Below are 15,780 nucleotides of genomic sequence, written 5' to 3'. Positions count from 1 at the left end.
TTAAGCTATGTTTGCTTGTTCTTTTACGCTATATTGTCTTTTCAAGGTTCTTTTTGCGCCTTTGTTACGCCCTTTTTCAAGGCCCGTTTCTCGAGCGCCTGTTTATCATACCAAATCCCTCTCCCCTTGTCAACACCTTTTTTTACTTTTTTCTTACTTTTTTCTAAATCCGCACGTATCCCCCTCTCCTACCCACCTTTCGTTCCTCCCTTTCCTCATCTTCTCCTCCCTCTCTCCCTTCTTTCGTTCGGGTATGCGGAGAGGTGAACGGCCTCAGGGACGCAGAAGCGCAGCGATAAAAAGAATCATTGACAAGCTTTCGCAAAGGCGCTATAGTATATCTGTAAATTGAATATCAACCGCTGGGGGTGCCATTTGGCTGAGAATACACCCTTAGAACCTGAAAACGGTAATTCTTTCGTAGGGAAAGCGGTGACAAGAAGCGTAGTTTCCCTGCATATTTCTATATGCAGGTTTTTGTTTCCTTTCTCTCCTTGCATGCCCGGCGGCTATTTTGCAAAGGAGTTTTTTATTATGACAAACGAAAAACCAAAGTCCAACGAAGTCCGTATGTGGCTTCTCATCCTGGCTTCCTTCCTCATTCTCGTGGGGATTGGCTTGGTGATCTTCCTCGCAGCGCCCGCTGGAGAGGACGGCCCCGCCACCTTCGCCGGCTATTTCTCCAAGCTGTTTGAAAATCCCTGGCCCACGGCACTGGCGTTTGTCCTGCTGCTTGCGGGCATTGCCGGCGTTATCGTTTATGCGAAAAAGGGTTCTCTCAGCAAAACCCAGTGGGAAACCAAGGAAATCATCACCGCCGCGCTTTGCATGGGCCTTTCCTTCGTCCTCTCCTGCATCAAGCTCTATGAAATGCCCCTGGGCGGCTCCATCACCCCCGGCAGCATGCTGCCCATCATCCTCTTTGCCTATATCTACGGCACGCCCAAGGGCTTGATCGTCGGTCTGCTGTATGGTTTCATGCAGATGCTCCAGGGTATTTATTTCGTGGACGTCATCCAGTTTGCCCTGGATTATATCCTAGCTTTCCTGGCGCTGGGCTTGGCGGGATTATACAGGAAAAATATCGTCCCCGCTGTCCTCATCGCCTGCGCCGCCCGTTTCTTTTTCGCATTCTGGGCGGGCATGTACTGGATCCCCGAGGGACAGAACCCGTTCATCTATTCCTTCGTATATAACATTACCTATATCGGCCCGGAATGCGTGATCTGCGTCCTCATTTCTCTAATTCCCGGTGTCCGCAAGAATATCGAGATGCTGAAGAACCAGGCGCTCCAGCGCAAAAATTCCAAGACAGCAAAGGCTGCCGCATAACACACAAATTCCAAACCTCTCATCCATAAAAAAGGAAAAAGCCCCGGATTTTCTCCAGGGCCTTTTTCTGTCTATTTTTCTTTATTCCCGGACGCTCTGCGCCAGCCGTTCTCCCAGCGCATATGCCTGCCTCCGCTCCTCCGCATCCGGCCGCAGCTTGACGGCCAGCGTATCCACCAGCCGGAAACCCATCCGGCCCATCCGCTCCGCCATATAGCGGACGGCCTCGCCGCTCCAGGCAAAGGAACCGAAGGCCACGGCCCGTTTTCCCCGGGCATCGTAGGCCGAAAGAGAAGCCAATACCTCCCAAACCGGCTTGAGGGCATCCCGGTTCACCGTGGGAGAACCGAGAGCCACCGCGTCCATGCGGCGGATTTTCTCGGCAACCCGTTCCGGGCCAACCTCGGCGATATCATCGATTTCCATATCCATCCCGTTCCGGATGCCTGCCCGGTATATCTCCTCCGCCAGCTCCCGGGTGTAACCATAGCAGGAGACATAGGCGACATACCCTTTTGGGGTATCGGATACCGGGCCATCCGACGCATATTCCCGGTATACCTCCAAAAGCGCCTGGGGATTTCTCCGGCGCACAGGCCCATGAGCCGGCGCGATCATCCGGATGGATAATCCACGGATTTTTTCCAGGGCATCCAAAACATAGCTGCGAAAGGGCGCCAAAAGTGTATCAAAATAGTATCTCTGCGCCGCCTCCATCTCGCCGGTCCAGGCGATCTCGTCGTCAAACAGGCCTTCTCCCGCCATATGAAAGCTGAAAACATCGCCGGAAAAGAGGATTCCCTCCTCCTCGGCAAAGGTAAACAGCGAATCCGGCCAGTGCAGAAAAGGTGCCTGCACAAAACGCAGCGTCACATCTCCTAGGCTGACACGCTCCCCGTCCTCCACCACACGGCATTTGAAATTCCGCGGCACCAGCTTTTTCAGAAAGAGAGAACCCGCTTTCGTACAAAGAACCGTCGCATGGGGCGCCATTTCCAAAAGATGGACAAGAGAGCCCGAATGGTCCGGTTCTGTGTGATTGCAAACGATGTAATCCAGTTTTGCAGGATCGCAGTGTTCGCTGATTTTGGCGATGTGTTCTGTGGCATATGCCTCGCGCACTCCGTCAATGACCGCCGTCTTTTCGCTCCCCACGATGAGATAGCTGTTATACGACGTTCCCGCGTCGGTGTGCATCACGACGTCAAATGTCCGAAGATCCGGGTTTTGTGCACCCACCCAGAAAACACGGTTTTGTATCCGCTTGGACAGCATGACAATCCCGCCTTTTTTCTATTTATTCTTCTTCAAAAACGTCTTTGCCCGCGCCGCAGAGAGGGCATACCCAGTCTTCCGGGATATCTTCAAAAGCCGTTCCGGGAGCAATTCCGTTATCCGGATCGCCAACCTCGGGATCATAGACATAACCGCAGATGCTGCATACATACTTTTTCATTGGACAGTTCCTCCTGGTTTGATGATTTATTATGTTTATAATACCCCGGCGGACCCGTCCGCAAACACCTTTTGCGGATTTTTTATGCGGATTGCGGGAGAATATCTGCGCTGTATTCCCATGAACCCCGTTCCCTCCGGTTTCAAAAGCGCCGGGGAACCGCATTGCGCCCGCCAAATTCCTCGCCGCGCATCCCCTGTCCGCTTTTCCCAACAAGCCGTATTGGCTCCCGCGGCGTCCTTTTTTCCATAAAAAAACCGGCGGGAACTCCCGCCGGCTCTTTATGTCCGCAAGACAATCGGCTTATTCGCCAAAAAATTCGTTCAGCTTGCCCACCAGCACGTCCACTTCCAGTCCGTGCACCATGCAGGCTTCTTCCAGAGTTTCCCCCGAGGCCGAAGGGCAGCCGATGCAGTGCATTCCCATTTCAAAGAAAATGGGGGCGGTGTTTGTGTCTCTTTCCAGAACCTGGCGAATGGTCATATCTTTTGTGATCTTTGCCATAATACTATCTCTCCTTATCCTTCTTTGGTATTTTTTATGCGCTCCCGCACAATTTTTCGCTTTTTCTATATTCTATCCTATTATGTCCGTTTTGTCATCTTTGTTCCGCATTTGGGGCAGGTTATGACAATTTTTCCTTTGCCCCGCGGCACCCGCAGCTCCTGCCGGCATTTGGGGCAGCGGAAATGCTTGTGGGTTTTGGCGTCCGGGCGGCGTTTAAACAGCCGGACAAAGAAGTTTTTCACAGGATACCACACCCGGAGAAACTTCTCGTTTTCCATGCGCCGCCGGGCAATATTGCGGGAAAACATCCGGAACACAGCCCAGGCCAGCAGCAGTATAGAGACGATCCGCGCCGGCCAGAAGGGCACAAAATTGATGACCATGCTGAGAATCAGGATCCCGATCCCCATTTGGTCTCCGCCATAACGTCCCATCATCATCCGCTGCATCCAGTTCATTTTTCCTCTTCCTTCCCCTCTTCATAGGTGACAATCAGTTCCGCCTGCCGGCTTCTCAGATAGGCAACAACCTTCTCCATCGTGTCGGTCTCCTCCGGCAGCAGGATGCCTCCCCGTCCGCAGTCTTCCTCCCAATGGTAATCCGTTCCCGAAAACATGGCCAGCCCATTTTCCAAGGCAAAGTGTACTGCCCGCTGGTTATGGCTGTCGTGCCGGGGATGCCCGTTGAACACCTCCACCGCGTCATAGCAGACCGGCAGATAGGGCTGTTCCTTTCCCTTCCGGAAAGGATGGGCGTGGATCATATAAAAGCCCTCCCGGCGGCATATGGCGTAAAACTCCTCCGGCCGCATCCGGTTCAAATAGGGGTGCGCGCGCATATATTCCTCGCTCATGCCATAGATGAGAAAATCATGGGGTGCGCAGCCGTCGAATTGGATTTCAGTGGCAAACAGGACGCGGACGCCAAGGGCCTCGCCTGCGGCCCGGGCCGCACGGTATCCCCGCATATAGGCATCCATTTTTTCCTGCCAGTCCCGGCCCGCCAGTTCGGGCCGCTCCCACATCCGCTCATAGTAGTGATCCGTGGTGATCAACATCCGATATCCCGCTTTTTTATAATCCGCAACGATCTTTGCCGCCGGAACCCTTCCGCAGCTGCTCGTTTCAGCCGTGTGGCAGTGGGTCTCCACCTGCACCATCATGTCCCCTTCGTCTCTCTTCCTCTTATATATATCGCAACTTCTATATGATAATACCACGTTCCAAGCAAAGTCAACCGCTCCCCGCCATTTCTAACAATTCGTTCATATTTCCCGAAGAATTCTCGGTTTCTGAGAGATTTTCCCGCATGGATGGCTGGCCTTTCGCTCCCCCGTCCTTTACAATCAAACCATATCCATTCGGTTGGAAAATAAGAAATGAGGAGAAACACAATGGAAATGAACCTTTTGGGCGGCCGCATCGCCGCTCTCCGCAAAGCCCGCGGCATGACGCAAAAAGAATTGGCAGAATCCCTGCATATATCGGATAAATCCGTGAGCCGGTGGGAACGCGGAGAAACAGCGCCGGATCTCTCTTTGCTTCCCGCCCTGGCAGAACAGCTGGATGTCTCATTGGATGAACTGCTTTCCGGGCGGAAACCCGCGCTGCAGACGGCCGCACCCTCCGAAGCGTTTTCCGCCGGCCTTATTTGCCGGAGCATGCGGGCGCAGGGAATCTGCACGATTCTGGCTGCCGCCCTGTCCCTGCTGGGGCTGGCCGGGCTGTTCATCCTCCGATACGAATACCTCAATCCCTCGGCGGGAGCATTTTGCGCCGGAATCTTTCTGATCTTCAGCGCCGCCCTGGAATCCGCCAGTTTTTTCTGGACCCAGGGAATCCTGCGGGAAAGCCGGACATCCCAAACGGCGGCAGATGCGCACGGCAAAACGCTGCTCCGCCGTCTTTTTGGCATATCCATCCTGAATGTCGCCATAGCTGCCGCATCCCTTGCACTGTATCTGCGCTCCATAGGCGGCGCCATTCAGCGGCTTTGGTCCTGGGGCGAAATTCTCGCCCCCACGCTGGGAGCGGCCCTTGCCCTTCTCCTGCTTCTTTCCCTGCTGCTTCCCCGGTGGGCGCTGAAAAAAGGACTCCTCAGCGAAAGCTGCCGAGCCTCCGTCCAGGCCAACACGCGCAAAAAACTCTTTTGCATCGGCGGCTGCGCCGCCGCTCTTGCAGTTACCCTTCTCACTGGCCATCTTTTTTCTACCCATGTCCTAACGCTGGAAAGAATCTGCGGCGAGGGCACATGTTTTGCCTCTTTCGACGATTTTAAAGCCTTTGCGGAAACGCCGGTTTCCGTCTATGCGGATGGCCGGATGGTTGAAATTCTTTTGAAGGACGGAACCACGCAGTATTATGAGGACCGCGACCGGGATCGCTGGTTTTGGGACACCGTTACCGACGCCCAGGGAAACACCATGACCTATATCCGCAGAAATCTGAGTATCGCCGCCATCCTCCACGAGCCCGGCGCTGAATGGCCCTTCCGGGTATATACCGCAGCCGACCAGGCGCAGTATAACCATGTAAAGGAAACAGCCCGGACCATTCTCGGAGCGTTGCTTCTTTTGGAAATTTCCGCGGGATTCCTCCTCTATTTCCGCATCCGGGAACAATAAAAAAGCGGCGGGATCCCGCCGCTTTTCTTCCGCTTTTCGCCGGCCTTCGCCAGATCCGTTTCAAGCGGAGGCTTATCTCCGCCAGCCATGCCGTGGTTTGCCCAGCCAAAATCGCGGAGACTGGCCTTGCCGGCCAAAAAAGATTCATTCTTCCAAAGACAGGCTGTCTCCCCGCCGCGCCGGAACCCATATCTTCTGCCCATCCGCCGCCTTGGCGGCAAATTTTTCTGCCGCGGCAAAATTTTGCTGAAAGTGCATGGGAATGAAAAGCCAGGGCCGGAATGCCTCGATAAATTCCAGCGCCCCATCGTCATAAGGCCCCTTTAAGCGCGCATCCACCGGGAAAAACACCACGTCCGGCCGCCGCATATAGGGCTGGATGGCCGCCAGCGCTTTGGCAAACAGGACGCGGTATCCCGCCTCTTCCTCCGCCGGCACATCCCCCGCCCAGTGCCAGCAGTTCAAATCGCCGGCATGAAAGAGGGTTTTCCCCTCGGTCTCTATTTGGAAGGAAACGCCGATATCCGTGGACGGATGCGCCCGGACGCGCAGATAGCCGTCGTCAAAGACCTCGCCCTTTATCAGGCGGTGGGCATTCAGTCCGGCGGGCACGCGAAAAATGCCCGCATCCAGAATATAAGCAGTGTCAGGATTCCACTGCGCAAAGTTGAAGATTATGCGGTTGAAGTGGTCATAATGCCGGTGGCTCACAAAGATATACACCCGCTCCGCCTTCCGGAAGGCGGCTTCCTCTGCAACACCGCCGGAAAATCCCTCCCGGCCGCCGTCGGCATAGTGGTTATAGTAATCAAAGAGCAGCAGGGATTTTTTCATCTCTACGGCAAAGCCGCTGTTGTCCAAATAGGTAATCCGCATCTGTTCCTCCAAAAAAAGCCGCCCCTGCGGGACAGGCAAGGGCGGCGGAATGCATCATATTTTTTACGCGATCACGTCGCCCGTGTAGCTGATAAGCGAAGCGTCGTATACGCCGGGAATATCCGCGAAGCGGTCGATGAGGGCAATCTCCGCATCCGTCACATTCAGTTCCAGCGTCAGCTCAATAACGCCGCGGGAGACGGTTTTGGATTTCAGGCGGCCCTGGGGCAGCTTGCGCAGCATGGACTGCACATCCCCCTTGGCTCCCTCTTCAAACCGGATGACCAGGATATAGGGCATATTTTTGCGCACTTTGAAGATGGAGAGCACCACCATGAAGATGCCGATAACCACGCAGGAGATCACCGCCACCAACAGGAGGTTCGCCCCCACCATGATGCCTGCGGCAATGGCCCAGAACATATAGATCGTGTCCATCGGATCCTTGACCGCCGTACGGAACCGGACGATGGACAGCGCGCCGACCATACCAAGGGAGAGCATCAGGTTGCTGGAAATCGTCATGATGACGGCGGCGGTAATCATGGAAAGCAGGATCAGCGAAATGCCGAAGCTTTTTGTGAAAACAACGCCGGAAAATGTCCGCTTATAAATGAAGAAAATGAATAATCCCAAAAGAAAGGCGACCGCAATGGTCAAAAGGGCATAATCCCAGCTGATGTCGCCGGAGTTTACAAATCCATCCAACACACTCTTTTTTACTACACTTGATGCTCCCATAAGGGTATACCTCCAAACATATTCTATCAGACTCAAAAACTACTCGTATTTACGGCAGTTCACATACTTGGAAATGGCGGAGCGCTGCGGCGCCGACAAGGTATCCAGCACGCCCCGGACATAGTCGGGCAGATATTTGTTGAACTTGACTTCCAGGATCATGGTTTCCGCATCCGCGATGGGCACCACCGGCAGGTTTTTGTCAAAGATGCTGCCAAAGGGCCTTCCGGATTTCAGATCCTTGTCAAAGGTGATGCGAACTTCTTCATAGGCCATGATATACGCTTCCCGGACATAGTCCACCACCACCCGGGGGCGAAGCTGCTTGAGGCGCATTTCCAGGAAAAATTCCCGGGCCAGCGGCTCCCGGCGCCGGAGCAGAAATTCCGGCCGGTTATTCAAAATGGCGTTATATTCCTTGCGGGAAAGCAGCAGGCTCTGCTTGGCGATATACTGGCCCCGCTTGATTTTCTTTTCCAGACGGATCTTCTGGTCGCTGAAATTATAGATCCGGATGCGGTATTTGTTCCGCTCTTCCACGCCTGCCAGCTTGTCCACGAGGGCGGTTTCATCCCGGTCATCGAAGTACAGGCTGCGGATATGATAGGAGTTGTTCTCGTCGCCGTTTTCATCCGGGGCAAGCAGCGCCTTCAAGGCCTGGCGCAGAACCATATAGTCCCGATAATTGATATAAAACTTCAGCTCATGGCGGAAATGAAGCTCGTTTCCCGCGGCAAAACTGGCCTTATCCACCGGCTTCCCGCCGCTCTGGCGCGGCATGGGAGGAATGGGGCTGTGCGCCCGCTGGCTCCCGAATTCCGCCGTGGGCAGGGGCTTCATGCCCCGCACGCCGTCGATGAGCACAGAGGGCTCATCCAGCCCGCCGGGCGTATAGTCCGACGCCACCCGCGTGCGCTTTTCCGGCATCGACCGCTGCACCCTGGTTCGCTGCTGGGGGCGAATGCGGCTCTCCTCCCGGGATTCCCGCAGAGAACGCGAACGCACCACCCGCTGCGGCTCCCGTTCCTGGAAGGTTTCTCTCTGCGTCTCGGCCGTCTGCTCCGGCCGGGGGGCCGGCTGCTCCTTCCGAACCCGAGGAATCTGCAGCTCCTGTTCCCGGGCAGAGCGGATCCTCCGCGCCGCTGAACGGACGGCGGCATCCTCCCTCTGCTCCCGCCGGGGCGGTTCCGCCCGGCGTACAGTGGCCTGGGTCTCTTCCCGGCGGCTTTTCAGCGGCGTCATTTCCAATTCCTCCGTCCGGCTTCTCAGCCGGGAGGAGGAGCGCACCTCCGCCTGTTCCCTGGGCGCACGGGAAGGCGCCACCCGGCGAACCTGGGGGCGCTCAATTCTTCTATTTTCCAAACGGTCCTGATCTTTTCGTTTCATTTGCTAAACCCTTTGCCCGGTTTCCATACCACCGTTTTTTCGGCATGCCTGCATCATACCACAATTTTCGGGGTGATACAAGCGTTTCCCCGGGTTTTTACAACACTGTTACTCGTCAAAAAAGCCGGAGGAACGCCTCGCCACGCAGGAAATACAGATATTTTTCCCGGACGGACCGCCCGGTGATCTGTTCCACAGCCTTCTCATAGAGGTGCAGCTGCGTTTTATACTTCTCCGCTAGTATTCCCAAATTTTCCTCATTTACCATATTGGATTTGTAGTCGATGAGGATATAGTCCTCGCCTTCCCGGAACAGAAGGTCAATGATGCCCTGGACGACCACCGTTTCCCCGCTTTCAAAAAGGCCGGTTTCATAGGCCGGAACCCCCAGGCTGAAGGGCACTTCCCTTAGCACCCGGGGCGAGCGGCGGATACGATAGGCCATATCGCTCATAAGGAACTTGGCGATCAGGCCGCTCTGCCGCTTGAGCACGCGGCATTCCTCCGGGCTGATGAGCCGCCGCCGGCACATCTCCTCCATCTGGGCCTCGGCCTCTGCCGCCGTCCGGGCGGAAAAGTCGAGATGCTGCATAAACAAATGGATGAGCGTCCCCAGCCGGGCGCCGCTGAATTTGGGCCTTGCCCCGGCCGGACGCAGAACCGGCGGCTCTTCGCCATCTTTCTCTAAAATGGACGAAACGCCGATTTTTACCGGCACCTCCTCGGCGTCATAGGAATAAAAGGGCAGATAGGGCTTTTTCCCTGCCTCCAGGAGGATCGAGCGCACATCCGGCGCCTTTTGCTCCTGCCGTTTTGCCTCTGTGCGGGTATCCGCCGGAACCAGACGGTGGGCAATGGCGCATGCCTCGCCCGAGGCTCCCGGCCGACGGCTCCAATCCGCCATGCAGGGGAAGGGCAAAACCGCCGCCAGCACCCAATCCAGAAAGCTGGACATCTCCATGAAGTCATACCACTTCGCGCCGCCGGAAAGCCGGGCAAAAACGGTATCCGGCTCCTTCACAATGCCCGAGAGAATGAGCCGCTCCCGGGCGCGGGTCATGGCCACATAGAGAATCCGCAGCTCCTCGGATTTCATCTCCCGTTCCAGCGCCAGCCGAAACACCTTTTTTGTGAGGGCCGGGCGCTTGACGCGGATCTCCTCATCCACCATATCGCTGGCCAGACCCAGCTCGGAATGGAGCAGAAGGGTGTCGTTGAGATCGATGCGGTTGAATTTGCCGGACATCCGCGCCAGAATGACGATGGGGAATTCCAGCCCCTTGGATTTATGAATGCTCAGAATGCGCACGCAGTTCTGCCGTCCTTCGGCGGTCTGCGGTTCAAAATATGCCCCATGCAGACGCTTGAGCTCCTCCAAATAGGTGACGAGAGAAAACAGGCTCTCCTGCTGGGCCGCCATTTCCAGCAGCTTTTCAAAAAATATCCGGAAGTTGGCCGCCTTGGCCCCGCCGCCCGGCTGCACCGCAATATGGGCCGCATAGGCCGTTTCGTTCTTCAGGGTAATCAGAAGATCGCCCAGGGACAGGCCGGCTGCCAGCAGGCGGAACCGCTGGATTTTTTCCATAAAGCCCCGGCATTTTTTTGCCAGAGCGTCCTGCCGTTCCTGATAGGCCAGAAAACAGGCGGCAAAGCTCCCCTCTTCCCCGGCGGCGCGGATCATGGCCATTTCCGCTTCGTCAAACCCGCCGATATGGCTGCGCAGAACGGACAGAAGAGCAATATCCGAGTTGGCGTTGTCGATCACCTTGAGCAGATTGACAAATACGTCCACCTCGCTCATGGGAACATATTTCCCCTCCGGCGTTTCCACCGGAATGCCATATTCGCCAAATACCCGCCCAAAGATGCCGCTCATCCCCTTGGTGCTGCGCATGAGAACGCAGATATCCCCGTATTCCGCCGGCCGGCCGTCGGCAAGGGGCGTTCCTATCAGCTCCAAAACCCGCCGGGCCAGGGTATGGGCTTCTTTGGTCGCCGCATCCGCTTCCGCCTCTCCCTCTGCCGCCTCCTCGTCTGCGTCCGTGAGAAGGATTTCGCATTCTCCCCCCTCCGGCCGCATGGCCAGCAGGCGTTCCTTCTCGTCATAATCGATTTCGCCCATCTCCCGGCTCATCAGCCGTTCCATTACGGCGTTGACCGCCGCCACCACGCCGGGGGCGCTGCGGAAATTTTCGTTCATGCGGATCACCTTCCGGCCGGACCGCTCCCCCTCAAATTCCCGGGCCTTTTTCAGGAAGATCAGCGGATCGGCCAGACGGAAGCGGTAGATGCTCTGCTTGATATCTCCCACCATAAAGCGATTGCCCTCCCGGCTCACCCGGGAGAGCAGCGCCTCCTGGATGGGGTTGGTATCCTGATATTCGTCGATAAACACATAGTCATAGCGCGCGGCATAGGCCGCCGCCAGGGCGTCGTCCTGCAAAAGGGCATAGGCGCCCAGGATCATGTCGTCATAGTCCATGATCTTCCGGGCGGCCTTGCGGGCGGCGTATTTATCCTGAAACAGCCGGGCCGCCCGGTAAAACCGTCCGGCCTGCTCCCGCATATAGCCCGCCTCGATTTCCAGGATTCCGCGGACATTATCCGAGGCCCAGACGATAGTTTCCCCCAGCATCTTCCGCCCCGTGGCTTTCAGCTCCTGAAGGGCTTTTTTCACAGGTTCAGGAGAAATGCCCCGCTCGATGGAGGGGATCTTGCATCCCTCGATCCGCTCCGCAAAGCCTTCCGCAAAAAATGCCTCTTTCAGCTCCCGGGCCATCTGCAGATCCGCCTGGTTCTTGGCCTGCTGCTTTTCAGGCAGTTCGTTTTCCTCTCCCAGCCGGCAGCATGCCTCCATGGCGTCCTCCAGCTTGTTCAGCCGCCGCCAGTTCTCCCCCCGGATGACTTCCAAAAGGGCGGGAACGCCATCCGCCTCCGCCGCATGCCGCAGCCATTCCAGTCCTTCCGGCCGGCTGCTGCAAAAGGCATAGAGGGACAGAATCTGCGCCTTCAGGGCCTTGTCCGTCCGCCCCGCATATTTATCCCGAAGCGCCAGAAAATCCGCGTCCTCGGCTTCATAAAGCTCTGTAAACGCATCCTCCATGGCCTTGTCCCGGAGGATGGAGGATTCCTCCTCGCTTCCCACCCGGACCTCTGCCGGGACGCCCAAAACCGCCGCATTTTCCCGGACGACTTTGATGGCGAATTTATGGATCGTGCAGATATCCGCCAGCTGGACATATTCCGCCTGGGCCGCCAGCCGGGCGTTTTTCGTCTCTTCCGCCCGGGCCAGAAGCTCCCGGCCGATGCGCTCCCGCATCTCGGCAGCCGCCAGGTTGGTAAAGGTGCAGACCAGCATCCGCCGGATATCCGCCCCTTCCTCAATAAGCGAGACGATGCGCCGGGCCAAAACGCTGGTTTTGCCCGAGCCTGCCGCCGCCGAAACGAGAATGTCCTTTCCCCGGGTGGAAACGGCCTCCTGCTGCCGCCCCGTGAGCCTCATCTCAGCCATCGTCCCGCACCTCCTCTCTCTCGATCCGTTCCAAAACCTCCTGCTTTTTCAGCGGCTCCTTCCAGCGCCGCCGGTTGGCGGCGTGGGCCTCGTCAAACCGGCAGATAGAGTGATAGGCGCAGTAGGCGCAGGCATTGTCCCCGCCGCCGCAGACCGGACGCATGGCCAGGCTGCCGCCATAGATATCCCCCGCCGCCCGGGCGATCAGCTCCCGGGTATATTCCATCAGTTCCCGGAGCTGCGTCCGGGAAAAGCTGTTTTCCCCTTCCTTCACGATCAGTTCTCCCGATTCCTTATCCGTGCCCAGCCGTGCATTCATGCTGCGCAGCGAGCCCTCCCGGGCCGGGTCCATTCCCACGGCCACGGCCGCCTCGGAAAGCAGAAAGCCGTTCATCCGGAAAAGGTAGAAACGGTCCTCCTCGGTCTGGTCCGGCTCAATATAGGGCAGGTCGATGGAAAAATAGAAGCCGCCCGCCGGAATGGCCGCACTTCCCTGCGTGCGGCACCAGCTCTCCACCGCCATTAAATAGACCAAAAGCTGGATATTGAGGCCATAGAAGGCGTCGGCCGGCGTGAATTTTTTGTGTCCGGTCTTGTAGTCCACCACCCGCAGATACGTCTTGCCGTCGATTTTGGCGGCGTCTACCCGGTCGATCTTTCCCCGCAGGGAGATGGTCCCCCCCGGCGTTTTCAGGAGCATGCCGTCCCGGAAACCAAAGCCCTTTTCGCTGGCGATGATTTTCACGCCGGTTCCATGGAGCTGGCTGCGGACGGCCTTGGCCGCCATGACGGCCTCCTCCCGCAGGCGCTTTTCCGTGAAGGCATAGCGTTTCTTTGTAAACACGCCCCGGTTATGGCTCTCCCTCTGTTCTTCGGCGGTGGCGTCGATGATGTTCTTCAGCTGCGCATCATCCACCTCCGCCCAATCCAGATGGTTTTTGGCCAGGTTCCGGGCAAATTTATCCATCAGGTCGTGAACATACAGCCCCGCCTCCTGCACATCTTCTTCATATTCCCGAAGCTCGGCGGGGCGGATCCCATAATCCAGAAAGTGCTTATAGGGGCAGCGGTAAAAATCCTCAATGGAGGATACGCTGGCCTTGCGGGCGCCATACAGCCCCGCCGCCACGCCTTTGCCCAGCTGGGCCGGGCGGTTCTCATAGCCAACCCAGGGCAGAAGATCCAGGAGCATCCCCCGGTTCTCTTTGATATAGGCCGGGATCAGGCTCCCTTCCATCTTCTCTCCCTCGCTCCGGCGGCGCAGCTCCTCCGCCAGGCTCTCCATTCCCGCTGCCGCCGTGTAGGGTGAAGCCTCTCCCGCGGAATGCAGCTTCAGTTCCGGGAACAGCCGAAACAGCCGATGCACCAGATGCGAGGGCATGCCGTCGGCCTTGTTATAGCACATGACCAGCTTTTCCCCGCTATAGAGCGCCCGGCGGATATGGGATTTCTGGTCGTCAAAGGAAAGCTTGTCCGGAAAATTCGGCTGGTTTTCCTTGAGCTTTTCCATCTCATAGTCGTTGATAAGCCCGCCGCTGCTTCCCGCCGCCGGCAGGGCGCCGTCGTTGGCCCCCAGCACGAATACCACTTTTTTGCGGGGAAAGATGCTGTGGGCAATATCCCCCACAACCACTTCGTCAACCCGGGGCGGCACTACCGCAATCTCGCTTCCCACCAGGCCGGATTCCAGGATATCGCCGAAATCCGCCATATCCATGGAACGGGTGAACAGAGCCGTCTGTTCCAAAAGCTCGCAGGTTTTTTCATAAACCCGCGAGAGATAGCGGGCCTCGGGGGCAAAACCCGCTGCCTCGGTTTCCCCGGCCTGCTTTTCCAGCGTCTCGCGAACCCCCAGGTTTTCCATATATTGAAGCAGAAGCCCGGCGATCTCGCCGCCCGCCCTCCATTGCTCTTCTGTCTCCAGCAGGGGCGAAAAGGCCCGGGAACGCAGCTCCTCAATTTCTTCCGGGGCTTTGGCAAGCGGCTTTTTCAGCATGCTGCCCCGGATGCCGTATTCCCGGATATAGGCGCAGAGCCTGTCTGTCTCGGCCTGGGAAAGCGGGAGGAACCCGGCCTTCAGATGCCGGAGCGCATCAAACATCCGCCACTGTTTACCCTTGAAAAGATCCACCGCCGAAAGCAGGAACCGGGCCAGGGCGTTATCCAGAAGCGGGCGTTTCTCCTCCATAAAGAAGGGAATTCCCGCCTTTGCGAAAATATCGCGGACAGGGGCGGAATAGGCGGCGGGATTCCCCGCCAGCACCTCCATATCCCGCATGCGCAGCCCCTGCCGGCAGGCCAGCTCGAGAATCCGCCCGGCGATATACTCCACTTCGCCCTGTTTATCCCCGGCCTCCACAATCTCGATATTTTCCGGCTCTTTCTTCCATTGCCGGTAGGGATAGGCATAGAGGTTTTCCATCACATGGACGATCTCCCCGGGCAGCCCGGCATCCTGGGGCAGCGCCGTCTCCCGGACGCGGATGCCCGCCGCCTCCATCAGGCGGGCCAGCTTCCTCCGGTTGGCGTTCTGTTTCTCAAAAACCGGGTTTTCCTCCTCGGCTTCAAAGGTTATCCGCATGTCCTCCGCCGCCCGGGCGATATGTACCAGCGTCTGCATGCGCCGCTCGGGAAACAGGTCGAAACCGTGCACCAGCACAGTTTTGCCCGCAAAATATCCCCCTTTTTCGATGAGAGCGGCGGCATAGGCCTCCAAATCCCGCGCATCCATCATCTCCGCTCCGGCGCGGTCCTGCATCTCCCGATAGAGAAGGGCAATATCCAGGAGCTTTGCCTCGCTGGGGTGCCCCTTGGCCAGCCCGGCAAGGTCCTCCGGCGATATGTTTTCCATCTTCATGGCGCTCACCAGCTCGGCCACCTTTACATGCAGCTCCCCGTCCTTTTTGCCGTCGAGAACGCGCATCTCCTCCCGCTTTGCGTTGAGGGCCTCCTTGGCCAGCATGCACAGGCCCGCCTTATCCAGCGCCGGAATCGCCCGGCCGCCGCAGCGGGAAAGCAGCCTCTCGGTGAGCTTTTCAAAACTCAATACCTCCAGCTGTAAAAAGCCCGCCACATGGCACCGCTTCATGAGCTGCGATTCCACAAGAAAGGACGCCTGAGCCGGAACCAGGATCACGGTTTCCCGCGCCTCGTCCGCCAGGCACTGCGCCGCCATGGCAAAAAATTTCTTTTCCAGCGTTTCCCGGTCGCCGCCGAAGAATATCTCCATCGCTGCCTCCGCTTGTCTTTCTCTTATTTTTATGATACCAAAAAAACGGCGGAAAGAACAGTGCGTGCTTTCCGCCAAAAAGGGATTCCCATCCTTCATGCTGTCAACGCGCGGCCTTT

12 protein-coding genes and 1 riboswitch are annotated in these 15,780 nt (G+C 57.2%); of the genes, 2 read left to right on the top strand and 10 right to left on the bottom strand.

Annotated features, from left to right (window positions below; genetic code table 11):
• The first annotated feature begins 354 nt into the window (after nucleotides 1-354).
• Nucleotides 355-445, top strand: a riboswitch (TPP riboswitch).
• 89 nt (nucleotides 446-534) lie between these two features.
• Nucleotides 535-1,332, top strand: coding sequence for an energy-coupled thiamine transporter ThiT (locus tag H8693_RS06605; RefSeq protein ID WP_249280328.1), 798 nt, complete (start codon nucleotides 535-537; stop codon nucleotides 1,330-1,332).
• A gap of 81 nt (nucleotides 1,333-1,413) precedes the next feature.
• Here H8693_RS06605 and H8693_RS06600 read toward each other — a convergent pair whose 3' ends face one another.
• The 5 genes from H8693_RS06600 to H8693_RS06580 form a co-directional block, all read right to left on the bottom strand.
• On the bottom strand, nucleotides 1,414-2,607 hold the full coding sequence (locus H8693_RS06600; RefSeq protein WP_249280327.1) for an FprA family A-type flavoprotein: 1,194 nt from the start codon (nucleotides 2,605-2,607) through the stop codon (nucleotides 1,414-1,416).
• Nucleotides 2,608-2,629: 22 nt separating this feature from the next.
• Entirely contained in the window at nucleotides 2,630-2,788 is a 159-nt protein-coding gene (gene rd / locus H8693_RS06595; RefSeq protein WP_178621252.1) for a rubredoxin, read from the bottom strand.
• A 303-nt stretch (nucleotides 2,789-3,091) separates the two neighbouring features.
• Nucleotides 3,092-3,292, bottom strand: a complete 201-nt coding sequence (locus H8693_RS06590) for a DUF1858 domain-containing protein (protein ID WP_178621250.1) — start codon at nucleotides 3,290-3,292, stop codon at nucleotides 3,092-3,094.
• An 80-nt stretch (nucleotides 3,293-3,372) separates the two neighbouring features.
• On the bottom strand, nucleotides 3,373-3,753 hold the full coding sequence (locus H8693_RS06585; RefSeq protein ID WP_249280326.1) for a hypothetical protein: 381 nt from the start codon (nucleotides 3,751-3,753) through the stop codon (nucleotides 3,373-3,375).
• The gene (locus tag H8693_RS06580) at nucleotides 3,750-4,457 is read right to left on the bottom strand and encodes a PHP-associated domain-containing protein (RefSeq protein ID WP_249280325.1); all 708 of its coding nucleotides are present in this window, start codon (nucleotides 4,455-4,457) and stop codon (nucleotides 3,750-3,752) included. Before H8693_RS06580 ends, H8693_RS06585 begins: the two co-directional genes overlap by 4 nt.
• A gap of 231 nt (nucleotides 4,458-4,688) precedes the next feature.
• Between H8693_RS06580 and H8693_RS06575 the strand changes: the two genes are divergently transcribed.
• Entirely contained in the window at nucleotides 4,689-5,918 is a 1,230-nt protein-coding gene (locus H8693_RS06575) for a helix-turn-helix domain-containing protein (RefSeq protein WP_249280324.1), read from the top strand.
• Nucleotides 5,919-6,062: 144 nt separating this feature from the next.
• On the opposite strand, the gene H8693_RS06570 is transcribed toward H8693_RS06575, so the two are convergent.
• The 5 genes from H8693_RS06570 to H8693_RS06550 all read right to left on the bottom strand — a co-directional run bounded on the left by H8693_RS06570 (nucleotide 6,063) and on the right by H8693_RS06550 (nucleotide 15,661).
• Complete coding sequence (locus tag H8693_RS06570) at nucleotides 6,063-6,806, bottom strand: MBL fold metallo-hydrolase (protein WP_249280323.1); 744 nt, start codon at nucleotides 6,804-6,806, stop codon at nucleotides 6,063-6,065.
• Between the two features lie 51 nt (nucleotides 6,807-6,857).
• A complete protein-coding gene (locus H8693_RS06565) occupies nucleotides 6,858-7,535 on the bottom strand; it encodes a DUF4956 domain-containing protein (protein WP_249280322.1) in 678 nt (225 codons plus the stop codon).
• Between the two features lie 39 nt (nucleotides 7,536-7,574).
• Nucleotides 7,575-8,921, bottom strand: a complete 1,347-nt coding sequence (locus H8693_RS06560) for a polyphosphate polymerase domain-containing protein (RefSeq protein ID WP_178621836.1) — start codon at nucleotides 8,919-8,921, stop codon at nucleotides 7,575-7,577.
• Nucleotides 8,922-9,036: 115 nt separating this feature from the next.
• The gene (locus H8693_RS06555; protein WP_249280321.1) at nucleotides 9,037-12,432 is read right to left on the bottom strand and encodes a UvrD-helicase domain-containing protein; all 3,396 of its coding nucleotides are present in this window, start codon (nucleotides 12,430-12,432) and stop codon (nucleotides 9,037-9,039) included.
• Nucleotides 12,425-15,661, bottom strand: a complete 3,237-nt coding sequence (locus tag H8693_RS06550) for a PD-(D/E)XK nuclease family protein (protein WP_249280320.1) — start codon at nucleotides 15,659-15,661, stop codon at nucleotides 12,425-12,427. The genes H8693_RS06555 and H8693_RS06550 overlap by 8 nt, the downstream gene beginning before the upstream one ends.
• Between the last annotated feature and the right edge of the window lie 119 nt (nucleotides 15,662-15,780).

It is taken from the genome of Guopingia tenuis, from assembly GCF_014384805.1.
GTDB lineage: Bacteria > Bacillota > Clostridia > Christensenellales > Christensenellaceae > Guopingia > Guopingia tenuis.
This window is presented reverse-complemented; position numbering and strand designations above follow the sequence as displayed.

What these genes read in the sequence shown, in the direction of transcription:
- H8693_RS06555 (WP_249280321.1), bottom strand. Translation starts at nt 12,432, where the DNA reads ATGGCTGAGATGAGGCTCACGGGGCGGCAGCAGGAGGCCGTTTCCACC.
- H8693_RS06590 (WP_178621250.1), bottom strand. Translation starts at nt 3,292, where the DNA reads ATGGCAAAGATCACAAAAGATATGACCATTCGCCAGGTTCTGGAAAGA.
- H8693_RS06580 (WP_249280325.1), bottom strand. Translation starts at nt 4,457, where the DNA reads ATGATGGTGCAGGTGGAGACCCACTGCCACACGGCTGAAACGAGCAGC.
- H8693_RS06605 (WP_249280328.1), top strand. Translation starts at nt 535, where the DNA reads ATGACAAACGAAAAACCAAAGTCCAACGAAGTCCGTATGTGGCTTCTC.
- H8693_RS06560 (WP_178621836.1), bottom strand. Translation starts at nt 8,921, where the DNA reads ATGAAACGAAAAGATCAGGACCGTTTGGAAAATAGAAGAATTGAGCGC.
- H8693_RS06565 (WP_249280322.1), bottom strand. Translation starts at nt 7,535, where the DNA reads ATGGGAGCATCAAGTGTAGTAAAAAAGAGTGTGTTGGATGGATTTGTA.
- H8693_RS06585 (WP_249280326.1), bottom strand. Translation starts at nt 3,753, where the DNA reads ATGAACTGGATGCAGCGGATGATGATGGGACGTTATGGCGGAGACCAA.
- H8693_RS06550 (WP_249280320.1), bottom strand. Translation starts at nt 15,661, where the DNA reads ATGGAGATATTCTTCGGCGGCGACCGGGAAACGCTGGAAAAGAAATTT.
- H8693_RS06600 (WP_249280327.1), bottom strand. Translation starts at nt 2,607, where the DNA reads ATGCTGTCCAAGCGGATACAAAACCGTGTTTTCTGGGTGGGTGCACAA.
- rd (WP_178621252.1), bottom strand. Translation starts at nt 2,788, where the DNA reads ATGAAAAAGTATGTATGCAGCATCTGCGGTTATGTCTATGATCCCGAG.
- H8693_RS06575 (WP_249280324.1), top strand. Translation starts at nt 4,689, where the DNA reads ATGGAAATGAACCTTTTGGGCGGCCGCATCGCCGCTCTCCGCAAAGCC.